Annotated in this window: 13 protein-coding genes; 10 read left to right on the top strand and 3 right to left on the bottom strand. The window is 74.9% G+C overall.

Annotation, left to right across the window (positions count from 1 at the left end; translation table 11 throughout):
• Positions 1 to 21: 21 nt before the first annotated feature.
• From AC4H2S_RS11660 to AC4H2S_RS11615, 10 genes are all read left to right on the top strand, one after another.
• A complete protein-coding gene (locus tag AC4H2S_RS11660; protein WP_491497146.1) occupies positions 22 to 246 on the top strand; it encodes a hypothetical protein in 225 nt (74 codons plus the stop codon).
• Positions 247 to 359: 113 nt separating this feature from the next.
• Positions 360 to 1,064 (top strand): glycoside hydrolase family 16 protein, encoded by a 705-nt coding sequence (locus AC4H2S_RS11655; RefSeq protein ID WP_491497145.1) that lies wholly within the window; start codon positions 360 to 362, stop codon positions 1,062 to 1,064.
• Between the two features lie 94 nt (positions 1,065 to 1,158).
• A complete protein-coding gene (locus tag AC4H2S_RS11650) occupies positions 1,159 to 1,752 on the top strand; it encodes a hypothetical protein (protein WP_491497144.1) in 594 nt (197 codons plus the stop codon).
• A 73-nt stretch (positions 1,753 to 1,825) separates the two neighbouring features.
• Positions 1,826 to 2,101 (top strand): Fe-S cluster assembly protein HesB, encoded by a 276-nt coding sequence (locus AC4H2S_RS11645; protein WP_491497143.1) that lies wholly within the window; start codon positions 1,826 to 1,828, stop codon positions 2,099 to 2,101.
• 152 nt (positions 2,102 to 2,253) lie between these two features.
• The gene (locus AC4H2S_RS11640; protein WP_491497142.1) at positions 2,254 to 3,051 is read left to right on the top strand and encodes an aldo/keto reductase; all 798 of its coding nucleotides are present in this window, start codon (positions 2,254 to 2,256) and stop codon (positions 3,049 to 3,051) included.
• A 47-nt stretch (positions 3,052 to 3,098) separates the two neighbouring features.
• Positions 3,099 to 4,367 (top strand): sensor histidine kinase, encoded by a 1,269-nt coding sequence (locus AC4H2S_RS11635; protein WP_491497141.1) that lies wholly within the window; start codon positions 3,099 to 3,101, stop codon positions 4,365 to 4,367.
• On the top strand, positions 4,364 to 5,041 hold the full coding sequence (locus AC4H2S_RS11630) for a response regulator (RefSeq protein ID WP_491497140.1): 678 nt from the start codon (positions 4,364 to 4,366) through the stop codon (positions 5,039 to 5,041). Before AC4H2S_RS11635 ends, AC4H2S_RS11630 begins: the two co-directional genes overlap by 4 nt.
• Before the next feature lie 78 nt (positions 5,042 to 5,119).
• Positions 5,120 to 5,902: an ABC transporter ATP-binding protein gene (locus AC4H2S_RS11625; protein WP_491497139.1), complete on the top strand. Its 783-nt coding sequence runs from the start codon at positions 5,120 to 5,122 to the stop codon at positions 5,900 to 5,902.
• Positions 5,899 to 7,767, top strand: coding sequence for an FtsX-like permease family protein (locus AC4H2S_RS11620; protein ID WP_491497138.1), 1,869 nt, complete (start codon positions 5,899 to 5,901; stop codon positions 7,765 to 7,767). Before AC4H2S_RS11625 ends, AC4H2S_RS11620 begins: the two co-directional genes overlap by 4 nt.
• Positions 7,768 to 7,877: 110 nt before the next feature.
• A complete protein-coding gene (locus tag AC4H2S_RS11615; RefSeq protein WP_491497137.1) occupies positions 7,878 to 8,675 on the top strand; it encodes an MBL fold metallo-hydrolase in 798 nt (265 codons plus the stop codon).
• Positions 8,676 to 8,789: 114 nt separating this feature from the next.
• Here AC4H2S_RS11615 and AC4H2S_RS11610 read toward each other — a convergent pair whose 3' ends face one another.
• The 3 genes from AC4H2S_RS11610 to AC4H2S_RS11600 all read right to left on the bottom strand — a co-directional run bounded on the left by AC4H2S_RS11610 (position 8,790) and on the right by AC4H2S_RS11600 (position 12,653).
• Positions 8,790 to 10,877 carry a phage holin family protein gene (locus AC4H2S_RS11610; RefSeq protein ID WP_491497136.1) on the bottom strand — a complete coding sequence of 696 codons (2,088 nt, stop codon included), beginning with the start codon at positions 10,875 to 10,877 and terminating at the stop codon, positions 8,790 to 8,792.
• Positions 10,878 to 10,965: 88 nt separating this feature from the next.
• Positions 10,966 to 12,267, bottom strand: a complete 1,302-nt coding sequence (locus tag AC4H2S_RS11605; protein WP_491497135.1) for an RNA polymerase sigma factor — start codon at positions 12,265 to 12,267, stop codon at positions 10,966 to 10,968.
• A 23-nt stretch (positions 12,268 to 12,290) separates the two neighbouring features.
• Complete coding sequence (locus AC4H2S_RS11600) at positions 12,291 to 12,653, bottom strand: YciI family protein (protein WP_491497134.1); 363 nt, start codon at positions 12,651 to 12,653, stop codon at positions 12,291 to 12,293.
• Positions 12,654 to 12,718: the final 65 nt, after the last annotated feature.

The following is a 12,718-nucleotide window of genomic DNA, read 5'->3' as shown; positions in this document are numbered from 1 at the left end:
CTCCGCGCGCAGGGTGGGGTCATGACGGCAGTTCTTCTCGACGAGACGGCCGCGGTGGTCCGTGAGCTGGCCCTCGCTGCCGACTCCTTCGCCGCGCGGGCCGAGGAGCAGGAGCGCTGCCGCGACCGGGCGCGGCCCGGCACCGCCGTCCAGCACCGCCACGCGCACTCCGCGACCCTCTGGCGCACCGCCGAGCGGTGCCTGCGCACGCGGATCGCGGAGCTGGAGTGCGCGTTCACCGGGTGAGCGACACCGTGCCGTGCCGCCGCAAGCGGCCCACGCGTCGGAGGTCGGCCACGTCGTCGGCACGCGTCGTCGCCGCCACGGCGAGGGCGGCGGGATCCGGCCATACTGTGCGCATGTGGGTCCAGGACTTCGAGGGGCCGCGGGGGCAGCGGCCCGACCCGCGGGTCTGGACCCACGACCTCGGCGGCGGAGGCTGGGGCGACCGGCAACGACAGGTCTACACCGACGATCCGGCCAACGCTGCGCTCGACGGCGCCGGACACCTCGCGATCACGGCTCGGCGCGAGGCCGACGGCACCATCACCTCGGCGCGCCTGACGACACGGCACGGCTTCGCCACGACGTACGGGCGGATCGAGGCACGGATCAAGGTGCCGGGCGGGCGCGGCACGTGGCCGGCGTTCTGGATGCTCGGCACCGACATCGACGAGGTCGGCTGGCCCGCGTGCGGCGAGATCGACGTGATGGAGCACGTCGGAGCCGACCCCGGCCGCTCGCACGGGACGGTCCATGGTCGCGGCTACAGCGGGCTCGCCGGGGGCGTCGGCGCGGCGATCGATGCAGGTGCCGACCTGTCCGAGGAGTTCCACGACTACGCCGTCGTCTGGGACGAGTCTGCGATCACGTGGCTCCTCGACGACCGGGAGCACCACCGGGTGGGACGGTCCGACGTGCCCGGACCCTGGCCCTTCGACCATGCGTTCTTCCTGCTCCTCAACCTGGCGATCGGGGGCGACTGGCCGGGCCACGACACCGACGACCCGGAGCTCCCGGCGGTGCTCGTGGTCGACCGGATCCGCGTCGCGACGCTTCGCTAGGCGCCCGTCCCGGCACCGCCACCGGATCCCCGGGAGCGCGCATCGATGCGCGTCCGTGCAGCGCACGAGCCACGGCAGGTCCTAGGGTCGGCTCATGCCCGACTTCACCTGGCTCCCGGCCAACCGAGCGACGGCCGAGGACGTCGAGGCGGTTTTCGCCACTGGGGGAGCCCGGAAGTGCCGCTGCCAGGCCATGAAGGTGCCGGGCTGGATCTGGCGTGACACCACCCAGGAGCAGAGGGACACCGCGCTGGTCGAGCAGACCGCCTGCGGCACCGCCGGTCCCACGTCCGGGCTGATCGGGTACGTCGACGGCGAGGCCGCCGGCTGGGTGGCGGTCGAGCCGCGGGAGAACTACCCCAGGCTGTGGAGCCGCAAGCAGGCGTGGATGCGGATGGACCCCGACCTCGAGGGGGTCTGGTCGGTCACCTGCTTCGTCGTGCGCAAGGGCTGGCGACGTGCGGGACTGACCTACGAGCTCGCCGCCGCCACCGTCGACTACGGCCAGCAGGTCGGCGCCCGCGTCCTGGAGGGCTACCCGATGGAGCCGCCGGCCGGCAAGACCGTGATCTGGGACGAGGCCTCGGTCGGGCTGGTGCAGGTCTTCCTCGAGGCCGGCTACGAGGTGGTGGCCTCGCCCACCCTGCGGCGGCGCGTGGTGCGGCGGGTGCTCGACAGCGCCCCGTGACCTGCTGGTTTGCATGACCCGCGCGTGCGAGCAATGGTGGAGCGGACACATTCTCCCTACGGAAGGAGAGCCCGTGCTTGCTCTCACCGAGAACGTGACCGACATCGTCAAGAGGCTCGCCGAGGAGGTGCCGGAGATCTCCGCGCTCCGCATCGCCACCGAGGCGGACGGGCAGTCCCTGTCCGTGAGCCCCGCCGACCACGCGGAGGCCGACGACCTGGTCGTCGAGCAGGACGGGGCCACGATCTACGTCGACGCGCCGGCGTCGGAGTTCCTCGCCGACAAGGTGCTCGACGGGGGCGTGGACGAGGAGGGCAACATCCAGTTCGCCCTCGGCCAGCAGGCCTGACGACCCCGGCCGACACCGGCCGACACCAGTACCGGCGGAGTCCTGGGCCCATGGGGGCCCAGGACTCCGTTGCATCCGGGCCCGCGCACCGGCCCACCCGGCGGGGCGGGCGTCGGTGACAGGTCGTGGCGCGGCTGGCAGCATCGGTCGGCATGAGCGACCACGCCCCGCAGCTGCCCGACCAGACCCTGACCCTGAGCGGCGGGGCGCGCATCCCGCTGCTCGGCTTCGGCACCTGGCAGATCACCGGCGACGACGCCGTGCGCGCCACGTCGGCGGCGCTCGAGGCGGGCTACCGCCACCTCGACACCGCGACGGTCTACGGCAACGAGGCGGAGGTCGGCCGCGCACTGGCCGAGAGCGGGGTCGCGCGCGACGACGTGTTCGTCACCACCAAGTGCCCGCCGGGCCGGAGCGGGCGCGAGCTGGAGACCCTGCGCGAGAGCCTCGAGCTGCTGGGCACCGACCACGTCGACCTCTGGCTGATCCACTGGCCGGGCGAGGGCTCGACCAACAGCGCCATGTGGAGCGCGTTCGTCCAGGCCCGCGAGCAGGGCCTGGCCCGCGAGATCGGCGTGAGCAACTTCGACGCCGCCCTGATCGACGAGGTCACCGACGCGACCGGCGTGCGGCCCGCGATCGACCAGATCGAGTGGAGCCCGCTGCTCTTCGACGCCCGGACGCTCGCCGAGCACCGCGAGCGCGGCGTCGCGGTCGAGGGCTACAGCGCCCTGCGGGGCGGCACCCTCGACCACCCCGAGGTCGTCCGGATCGCCGAGCGCCTCGGGCGCACGCCGGCACAGGTGATCATCCGGTGGCACCTCCAGCACGAGGTCGTGGTGATCCCGAAGTCGGTGCACCCCGATCGCATCCGGTCCAACGCCGACGTCGCCGGCTTCGTCCTCGACGAGGACGACATGGCGGCGCTCGACGCGCTCGGGGCGCGCTGAGGTCGAGCGACCGACCCGCGGGCGCCGCACTGGGTAGGCTCACCGCTGTGGCAGACCAGCTCCGTCCCGTGACGGTGGTGGGTGCGTGGGGCGTCGCGCTGGTCCTCCTCCTCGGTGTCGTGGTGCTGGGGTCGTCGTCGCCCGGATCGCTGGACGGCCAGCCGGCACCCACGGCGGCCACCTTCGTCGTGGGGCTCGTGGCCATCACCGCCCAGGCCGCCGTGCTGCTCCGGGGACCCGCTCGCCGGCGTACGTCGGCGTCGTCGGCGCTCCTCGCGGTCTGCGCGATCGTGCCTCTGGCGGCGGTCGCGGGGCTCGGGGCGGCGACCGGCGCGACCACGGTGGCGGCGCTGGTCGCGGCGTACGCCGTCGTGCTCGCCACCCCGTGGCAGCGGGCCGTGCCGGTGCTGGCGGGAGCGGGCCTCCTGATCGCCCTCGGCGAGGTCGTCCGCGCGAGCCGGGACGAGGGGCTCACGGCCGGATCGGTCGGGCTCGCGGTGGCGCAGGGCCTGGGGACGGTGGTGACCGCCGGGGTGGTCGGGGCGGTCGTGGTCTCGCGGCGTGACGCCGTCGTGGCCCGCGCCGCGCAGGCCCGGGCCCAGGCGGGCGAGCAGGCGGCGCTCACCCAGGCCGCGGTCGCCCGGCAGCGCACGGCGATGGCCCGCGAGCTGCACGACATCGCCGCGCACCACCTCTCCGGCATCGCGGTGATGACGGCCGCGCTCGACCGGCAGATCGACACCGACCCGGCCGGGGCCAAGGTCGCGGTGCGCCAGGTCCGGCAGCAGAGCACGGCGATGCTCAAGGACCTGCGACAGCTCGTGGCGCTGCTGCGCGACGACGACGGCGCCCCCGACGGGATCGGCGAGGTCGCGAGGGACGTGGAGCCGGAGACCCTGGACGGCGTCGTGCGCCTGGTGCGAGACGCGCGCGCCGCCGGTCGTGACGTCACCCTGACCGTGCTCGGCGCGGCGAGCGACCGCCTCGCCGAGCTGGACGTCGGGCCGCTGGCCCAGCTGGCGGCCCACCGCACGGTGCAGGAGGCGCTGGCCAACGCGGCGCGCCACGCGCCCAACGCAGCCTGCGACGTCGTCGTCGACGCCCGCGACCCGGCGGCGCTGGTCCTCACCGTCCGCAACGTCGCGCCCTCGTCGGCGCCCTCACCTGCGCCGTCGCCCGGTGCAGGTGGGGGCTTCGGCATCCTCGGGATGCGCGAGCGGGCCGAGCTCACCGGCTCGGACCTCGTCACCGGCCCCTCGCCCGACGGCGGCTTCGTGGTCACCCTGACCGTGCCGCGCGAGGAGGAGACGCCGTGACCGACGCAGTGATCCGCGTGGTGGTCGCCGACGACCAGCCGCTCGTACGGGCCGGCCTGACGACCATGATCGGCGCCGAGCCCGACCTCGAGGTGGTGGCCGCGGTGGCTGACGGGCGGGCCGCCGTCGACGCCGCGCGGTCGCTCGCCGCCGACGTGGTCTGCATGGACATCCGGATGCCCGGCACCGACGGCATCACCGCCACGGCCGAGCTGTGCGGACCCGACGTGGCCGACCCGATCCCGGTGCTGGTCATCACGACGTTCGACGTCGACGACTACCTGTTCGGGGCGCTCGAGGCGGGCGCCTCGGGGTTCCTGCTCAAGGACGCCGAGCCGGAGACCGTCGTCGACGCCGTCCGCGCGGTCGCCGGCGGGCACGGCACGCTCGACAACACCCTCACCCGGCGGGTCGTGGCGGAGATGGTCACCCGGCGACGCACCCAACCGGTCGTCGCCGCACGCGCCACCGACCTCCTGACGCCGCGAGAGCTCGACATCCTGCTGCTCCTGGCGCAGGGGATGTCGAACGACGAGGTCGCCCGCGCGCTCGTGCTGGAGACCTCGACGGTCAAGTCCCACCTCGCGCGGATGCTGCCCAAGCTCGGGGTGAAGTCGCGGCTGCAGGCGGTCGTGTGGGCCTACCAGAACGGCGTGGTCGAGGTCGACGGCTGACCTTGCACCCAAAGGTGCAAGCCCACGAGTTGCATCCTGCGCGGCTCGTGGCCGGGCCGCATCCTTCCTAGCGTCGTGGTGACCCACCCACCCGAGCGATGGAGCACCACGATGACCGTCACGACACCCCCACGCACGGGGACCGCGATCGAGCTGCACGACCTGCACAAGAGCTACGACACCGGTCCCGAGCCGACCCCGGCCCTCCGGGGCATCTCCCTCACGCTGAAGGCCGGATCACTCACCGCGATCGTCGGCCAGTCCGGCTCGGGCAAGTCGACGCTGCTCAACTGCGCCGCCGGCCTGGACCGGCCGACGAGCGGCAGCGTCGTGGTCGGCGGGCAGGACATCAGCACCCTGTCGGACGACGCGCTGACCCGGTTCCGCCGCGAGCACGTCGGGTTCGTCTTCCAGTCCTACAACCTCATCGGCCACCTCAGCGTGCGGGACAACCTCGAGCTGCCCCTCGTGCTCGCCGGTCACCGGCCCGACCCGGCGTGGACCGACCACCTCGTCGCGCGCACCGGCCTCGGGCAGATGCTCGGGCGCCGGCCCGGCGAGCTCTCGGGCGGCCAGGCCCAGCGCGTGGCGATCGCCCGCGCCCTGATCACCCGGCCGACCGTGGTCTTCGCCGACGAGCCGACGGGCGCGCTGGACTCGGCGACCGGAGCGGCCGTGCTGGAGCTGCTGAGCAGCACCGCCCGCGACCTCGAGCAGACCGTCGTGGTCGTCACCCACGACAGCCGGGTGGCGGCGAGCGCCGAGCAGGTGCTCGTCCTGGCCGACGGCCTGGTCGTCGACGCGCTCGTCGCGCCGAGTGCCGAGCAGGTCAACGCCCGCGTGCTGGAGACGAGCCGATGAGCGCGCTGCGCCTGGCCGCCTCGGGCGCCCGCGCCGACGTGCCCGGCTCGATCGGGACCGCACTGGTCGTCGCGCTCGCGTCGGCGCTCGTGACCGTCACCGGGGTGCTCATCGAGTCGGGGCTGCGGCTCCCGGCCCCCGAGGGCGGGCTGCTGGTCGCCCTCGGCACGTCGTTCGCCGGCACCGCGCTGGTCCTCGTCGTCCTCGTCGTCGCCGCCACGACGACCCTCGCGCTGCGCAGGCGGCGGCACGAGTTCGCCCTGATGCGCGTCGTCGGCGCCACCCGCGCCCAGGTGCGCCGCCAGGTGTCCACCGAGCTGCTGCTCCTCAGCGCGGTCGCCGCGCCGGTCGGCGCGGTCCCCGGGATGGTCCTCGCCCGCTGGCTCGACGGGGCGCTGCGGGACGCCGGACTCGTCGACCCCGGCTTCACCTCGAGCCTCTCGCTGCTCCCGGTCCTCGCGGCCGTCCTCGTCGTCGTCCCGACCGCGCTGCTCTCCGGGCGGCTCGCCGCGCGCGAGACCGTGCGCACGGCGCCCACCACGGCCGTACGCGACAGCGCCGCCGACTCGCGCCGGGTCGGTCCGGTACGCCGGGTCGCCGCCGTCGTGACCGCAGTCGCGGGGCTGTGCGCCGCGCTGACGCCGGCAGTGCTGCCCGGAGCCATGGGCGGCGCGCTCGCCGCCAGCTCGGCGTTCCTGCTGATCGGTGCCGCCGCGCTGGCCGGCCCGCTGCTGGTCGAGTGGACCTTCGGCCGGGCCGCGGCCGTGTCCGGTGGCCGCGGCAGGGCCAGCACCCGCCTGGCCGTCGGCAACCTGCACGGGTTCTCCCGCCGCCTGACCGCGGTCGTCGTGCCGCTGGCGCTCGTGGTGGCGGTCGGCACGACGCAGACCACCGTCGACCGGGCCCTGCAGGAGGCGGCGACCCAGCAGCTCGGGGACGCCATCGGCACCGGCCTGGTGGCGACGTCCGACGCGGGCCTGGGTCCCGACCAGCTCGCGCGGTTGGCCGGAGCCGACGGCGTCACGGGCGTCGTCCCCCTCGCGGACGCCGCGGCCGAGGTCCGCGTCGACGACGAGGGCCCCGAGTCGCTCGCCTGGGAGGCGACCCGGCTGCTGGTCGTGCCGCCGGACGTCGAGCGCGCCGACCTGGACCCCGGCGTCGTGCGCGGGGACCTCGCCGACCTGGCCGAGCCGCTCACCGTGGCCGTCAGCTCCGACAGCGGCTTCGAGACGAGCACCGGCGTGGGCGACACGCTCCGGGTCCGGTCGGACGGGCAGGAGACGGATCTGCGCGTGGTCGCGGTGTACGACCGCGGCCTCGGGCTCGGACCCCACATCGTCGGCCCGGCCACGCCTGCCGAGCTCGGCGTGGACACGACGACCCACCTGGCGCTGGTGTCCGCGGAGGCACCCGTGCAGGTCGACGGCGTCGACGTCGTGCCGACGGCGAGCCACGTGGAGACGGCCGCCAGCGCCGACTCCGGCGGCCAGCGCCTCTCGACGCTGCTCACCCTGCTGCTGCTCCTCTTCGTGGGGCTCGGGTCGTTGAACGCCCTGGTGCTCCTCACCGCCGGACGTGGCGGCGAGTTCCGCCTCCTGCACCGCACCGGCGCGACGCCGCGGCAGCTGCTCGCGATGACCGGGGCCGAGGCGGTGCTCACCGGGCTGGCGGCCTGGGCGATCGGCACCGTGTCGGTCCTGCCCGCCGTCGTCGGCACGAGCGTCGGTCTCGTCGGCTGGGGGGTCCCCGTCGTCGACCTGCCGGCCTACCTCGCGCTGAGCGCGGGCGTCGTGGTCCTGGCGGTCGCCGCCACCGTCGTCACGGCCGGCCGGACCGTGCGCGGCGCGACCCGCGCGGCGCGCTGAGGGCGGCTTGGTGGCCGAGCCAGGCGGGACGTCATGAGGATCCGCGGTTCGAACCGGCGGGACCCATGACGTCGTACGCGGGCCCGCCGGGTGAGGTCTAGGCTCGATGGGTGCGCGCGTCCGGCGACCGGCTGAGGCTCACGTGGTTGGGCCACTCGACTGTGGTGATCGACCTCGCGGGCTGCCGGCTGCTGACCGACCCGCTGCTGCGCCCCCACAACAACGTCCTGCGCCGCAGGGGCGTCGTGCCGACACGTGAGCAGTGGGCGCACCCCGACGCCGTCTTGCTCTCCCACCTGCACCTCGACCACGCCGAGCTCCGGTCGCTCCGGATGCTGCCGCGGGTGCCCGTCCTGACCGGCAGTCGCAACGCGGACTGGGTGCGCACGCGGGGCCTCCTCGGCGTGCCGGCGGAGGAGTGGACCGACGTGGGCGCCGTGCAGGTGCGGCTGGTGCCCGCGGTCCACCACGGCCGCCCGATGCCGCACCGCCCCAACGAGGCGCACGGCCACCTGGTGCGCACGGAGGCGACCACGCTGTGGGTGGCCGGCGACACCGCCCTGTACGACGGCATGGCCGAGCTGCCCGCGCTGGCCGGGACAGACCGGCTGGACGTGGCGATCGTCCCGATCGGCGGGTGGGGGCCCCGGCTCTCGGCCAACCACATGGGACCCGCGGAGGCGGCGCAGGCGTGTGCGATGACGGGCGCACGCCACGCCCTGCCGGTGCACTGGGGCACGCTGCACGCGCCCCTGATGACGATCTTCGGCGACTGGTTCGAGCGTCCGCTGGCCGCCTTCGAGGCGGAGGTCGCGGCCGTGGCGCCGGACTGCCGGGTGATCACGGTCGAGCACGGGGAGCCCTGGTCGCCCGACGGCGCGGGCGAAAGCCCTGACCGCGACCCCTGACCCGGGCGTACGGCCTGGCATCGGGCCTGGCGTCGGGTCGTGTCGGGTTGTGTCGGAGTCCCCGCTCGAGCGGGGACTCCGCCACTTGGAGGCCGTTGCAACCCCCTCCAGGTGTCAGACTTCCCCGCCGAGTTCGCTGCGGTGGCGCGGCTCCGACTCGAGGCGCTGACCGGACTGCCGGAGGAACCCGAGCAGCACCTGGTGGAGCTGCTCGGCGCCCTCGACGTGCTCCGGCACGGAGACGGCGAGGTCCATGGGCGCGAGGAGGACCGCGCTGTCCTGCCAGCCGCCCAGGCCGCCGTGGGCCCCGACCAGCTCCTCGAACGCCGCGATGTCGAGGGTGTGGTCGTCCACCGAGCTGTTGACGTAGAGGTCGGGGGCCCGCGGGTCCAGCACCGCCCGCAGGACCACCCGCCGGGCGTGCTCGCCGAACCGGGCCAGCGGGTCGGTGCCGGTGACCGCGCCGGAGGCCAGGTCGACCCGGCAGCCGTCGCCGTGGGCCCACGGAACGCCGCGCTCGTCGATCCCGGCGACGAACCCCACCCCCGGGTGCTCGCACAGCCCGGGGAGCAGGCGCGGCCAGCGGGCCGCCAGCGCGTCCAGGCTCTGACGCGTCTGGCCAGGCACGTAGAACAGCCCCAGGTTGCCCGAGCCCAGGACCACGGGCTGGCTGGGGGCACGGTCGCGAGCACGCCCGCCGTCGCGGCCCTCGCCCTCGCGCTCGACCCGGCGGCGGGCCGGCGCCGTGAGCCGGCCCGCGACCCCCTGCGAGCCGATGTCCTGGACCAGCGCGTCGGCCCTGCCCCAGCCCTCGTCGCTCTCCTCGTAGTCGTGGACGTCCTCGCCCATCAGCCGGGTGCAGAGGGTCGGCAGGTCCACGCCGTGGCGGTCGGCGAACGGCTGGCCCTGGGCCTGGCCGTGGTCGGAGACGACGACCAGGCGGTAGCGCCGGGCGGCGTTCTCGGCGAGCAGCTCCAGGTTGCCCAGCACCCGGTCGAGCCCCTCGAGGGCGTCCAGGGACTCGTGCCGGAAGAGGCCGGCGTGGTGCGCGACCTCGTCGTAGTCGACGTAGTCGACGTAGATCACCTTGCGGCCCGACCGCATCTCCTCGGCGATCAGCGCGGTGTTGAGGTCGCGCAGCAGGCCGTTGGTCACGGACCGGAGCAGCGCGAAGGTCCAGTTCCTGGGCACCCGGGGCACCAGGTCGTGCCGCACCTGGGCGCGTGCCTGCCACCGCTCCTTCACCACCTGGCCGAGCGTGCGGGAGAGGCTGCGGGCGAAGCCCGTGGGGGTGACCATGAACCAGGCCACCGCCCTCCTGGTCTGGGCCGAGCCGACACGGGGGCTGGCCCGGCTCATCGTCAGCAGCGCGTTGTCGGCGTCTCCGGAGAAGAGGTTGGAGATCGACACGCCGTCCTCGCAGAGCAGGCCCCGGCCGTTGCTCGCGCGCTCCTCGATGATGCGCGCGTCCGCGGGGTGGTTGGCGACCAGGACGCGGCCGAGCTCGCGGTCGTACCACCGGAAGCCGGGGATGCCGGCGACGGTGCCGTGCAGCAGGCCGAGCTGGCTGGCCGGGGTGGTGCACGGCAGCTGGGGGGTCCACTCGCGGAGCTCGTAGGCGCCGGAGGTCACCCACCGCCGGATGGTCGGCACCCCGCCGGCCTGCACGGCCCACCGCAGCACCGGGAACGGCACCCCGTCGAGCTGCACGACGACGAGGCCGTCGACGTCCGGGTCGGGCGGCCGCACCGCTCGGCCTCGACGGGCGAGGGCGGTGGTGAGCGACTCGTCGGTGCCGGCGGTGAGGAGGTAGGCGGCGATCGTCCCGCCGGCGGCGCACAGCCAGCTCGCGATGAAGGCGGCCGGCCAGGTCGCGGTGATCGCCGGGACGAGGAGGATCGCGAGGTGCAGCACCACTGCCTGGGCGCAGAAGGCCAGGGGGAGCACCGTCAGCCAGCCGAGGCGGACGCTGACCTCCACCAGCAGCGGACGCACGAGGGAGCCGACGACACCGCTGCCCGCCGCGACCGCGGCGAGGCTCCCCAGCGAGGAGGCCTCGAGGTCGGGGAGCAGCGCGGCAGCCGTCCACAGCAGGGCGGTGGAGACCAGCCAGGTCGCGAGCAGGCGCGCGAGGTCGGCGACGACGAACCAGCCTCGACCGCGTCGGCGCGCACGCCGGGAGACCGGTGCGTCGCTCGCCATGGCGCCTCCCACCCGGGTCGTCCGAGCCCCGGGTCGTTCCATCATGTCCCGCTGCGTGCCCCAGCGGAACGCCCTCGCCGGGCCGGCGTCACTCGACCGCGCGCGCCTCGTTGTCCTCGGCCCGCGCCAGCAGCACCCGGCGCTCGCCCTCGTTGCGGGTCAGCGAGGCCGCGCGCGCGAACGCCTCGGCCGCCTCGGCGTGCCGCCCGGCCAGCTCGAGCAGGTCGCCCCGCACGCTCGGCAGGAGCGGCGAGTCGCCCAGCGCCGACCGGTCGACGGCGTCCAGCACGGCCAGGCCGGCCGTGGCGCCGTGGGCCCGCCCGTGGGCGACGGCCCGGTTGACCTCGACCACCGGGCCGGGCGCGGCCTGGGCCAGGACGTCGTACAACGCCGCGATCCTGCCCCAGTCGGTGTCCTCGGCCCGCGCGGCGCTCGCGTGCTCGGCGGCGATGGAGGCCTGCAGGAAGTAGCGGCCGACCGGCCGGCCGGCGGCGGCCAGGCGAGAGGCGGCCCGCAGGGCGGCCAGCCCGCGCCGGACCATCAGCTGGTCCCACTTCGTGCGGTCCTGGGCGTCGAGCAGCACCGGCGTGCCGTCGGGGGAGACGCGCGCGGCGGTGCGCGACCCCTGCAGCTCCAGCAGCGCCTGGAGGCCGAGCACCTCGGGCTCGTCGGGCGCGAGGTCGGCGAGCATGCGGGCCAGCCGGGTCGCCTCGGCCGCCAGGTCGGGGCGCATCCAGTCGTCGCCCGCGGTGGCGGTGTAGCCCTCGTTGAAGATCAGGTAGACCACGGCCATCACGTCGTCGAGGCGCGCCGTCCGCTCGGCGCCCGTGGGCAGCTCGAGCTCGGCGCCGGTCTCGGCGAGCGTCCGCTTGGCGCGCGAGATCCGCTGGCCCATCGTGGACTCGCTGGTGAGGAAGCCGCGGGCGATCTCGGCCGTGGTGAGCCCGCCCACCAGGCGCAGGGTGAGGGCGGCACGCGACTCGGGCGTCAGCGAGGGGTGGCAGGAGAGGAAGACCAGCCGCAGGACGTCGTCCTCGATGTGGTCGACCTGGTCGTCGAGGTCGGGCACCTGTGCCTCCTCCCCGCCCCGCGCGTGCTCGAGCTCGGCGACCTTGCGCCGCAGCGTGTCCGCACGGCGGAAGTGGTCGACGCCGCGGCGCTTCGCCGTCGTCATCAGCCACGCCGACGGGTTGTCCGGGATGCCGGACACCGGCCACTGCTCCAGCGCGGCCACGAGCGCGTCCTGCGCGAGGTCCTCGGCGAGGTCGACGTCGCGCGTCATCCGGGTGAGGGCGCCGACGAGGCGGGCCGACTCGGCCCGCCACGTGGCGATCACGACCCCTTCCGGCCCCGGGGGGCCCGAGGGGTCGTCGTACGTCGGTGCCGGCACGCGGCCAGCGTAGTGAGGTCCGCTCAGTCGCCGGGAGCCTCAGGACCCTCGGACACCTGCCGCAGCGTCGCCACCACGGTGGCGTTCGGCCAGTGCTTGGCGTGCAGCTCGGCGAAGAGGCGCTGGTCGGCGACGGCCTCCTCGAGGCTGGCGTACTCCATGAGCGACCAGCCGCCGACGACCTCCTTGCCCTCGGCGTAGGGCCCGTCGACGCGGGTCACCTCGCCCGAGCGGACGACGAAGTTGACGGCGTCCTCCGTGCCGTAGAGCCCGCCCCCGTCGAGGAACGAGCCGTTGGCGGCCCGCTCTCCGATGTAGACGTCCATCGCGTCGAACAACGACTGCGGCGGCATGTCGATGTTCTCCTCCATCCTGACGAATCCCATGAATCGCGGCATCGTGATCGCTCCTCCTGTGGTGCGGGTCGGTGTGTTCTCGCACGTACGTCGAA

The sequence above is a fragment of the Nocardioides sp. Z13_37 genome, from assembly GCF_058355585.1.
This window is presented reverse-complemented; position numbering and strand designations above follow the sequence as displayed.

Coding starts and splice junctions, on each gene's coding strand:
- AC4H2S_RS11660 (WP_491497146.1), top strand. CDS start 22: ATGACGGCAGTTCTTCTCGACGAGACGGCCGCGGTGGTCCGTGAGCTG.
- AC4H2S_RS11655 (WP_491497145.1), top strand. CDS start 360: ATGTGGGTCCAGGACTTCGAGGGGCCGCGGGGGCAGCGGCCCGACCCG.
- AC4H2S_RS11650 (WP_491497144.1), top strand. CDS start 1,159: ATGCCCGACTTCACCTGGCTCCCGGCCAACCGAGCGACGGCCGAGGAC.
- AC4H2S_RS11640 (WP_491497142.1), top strand. CDS start 2,254: ATGAGCGACCACGCCCCGCAGCTGCCCGACCAGACCCTGACCCTGAGC.
- AC4H2S_RS11620 (WP_491497138.1), top strand. CDS start 5,899: ATGAGCGCGCTGCGCCTGGCCGCCTCGGGCGCCCGCGCCGACGTGCCC.
- AC4H2S_RS11610 (WP_491497136.1), bottom strand. CDS start 10,877: ATGGCGAGCGACGCACCGGTCTCCCGGCGTGCGCGCCGACGCGGTCGA.
- AC4H2S_RS11600 (WP_491497134.1), bottom strand. CDS start 12,653: ATGGGATTCGTCAGGATGGAGGAGAACATCGACATGCCGCCGCAGTCG.